Origin of the sequence: Bacillus sp. JJ1474 (genome assembly GCF_036965225.1) — a bacterium.
Classification (GTDB): Bacteria; Bacillota; Bacilli; order Bacillales; family Cytobacillaceae; genus Cytobacillus.
In genome coordinates, this window is the sequence record NZ_JBALPC010000184.1 from 21297 (window position 1) to 21736 (window position 440).

1 protein-coding gene is annotated in these 440 nt (G+C 35.2%); it reads left to right on the forward strand.

Translation table 11 applies throughout. The features are described from left to right. A partial coding sequence (locus V7164_RS20125; RefSeq protein WP_438824731.1) for a cysteine hydrolase family protein occupies positions 1-395 on the forward strand: 395 nt, incomplete at its 5' end. Between the last annotated feature and the right edge of the window lie 45 nt (positions 396-440).

The window sequence follows — 440 nt, forward strand, 5'->3', positions numbered from 1 at the left end:
ATGTACATGAAGAAGGAGATCCCTTTCATCCAGAAACGAAATTGTTTCCGCCCCATAATATTAGGCATACAAAAGGAAGAGATTTGTATGGTGCACTAAAGGATGTTTACGATGAAAATAAGATGAGAAAGAATGTTCAATATATAGATAAAACAAGATATTCCGCATTTGCCGGGACAGATCTATCTATAAAACTTAGAGAGCGGGGAATTACAGATATTTATATAGTAGGTGTATGTACGGATATATGTGTCCTTCATACGGCTATTGATGCCTATAACCAAGGTTACAATATTTTTATCTATGAAGACGCCGTTGCTTCTTTCAATCCAACCGGGCACGAATGGGCGCTTACACATTTTGAAAAAACTCTTGGTGCTACAATTATTAAGTAAGGAATAATAAAGTGATTCATCTTTAAAAAATGGGCTGTTTATTTG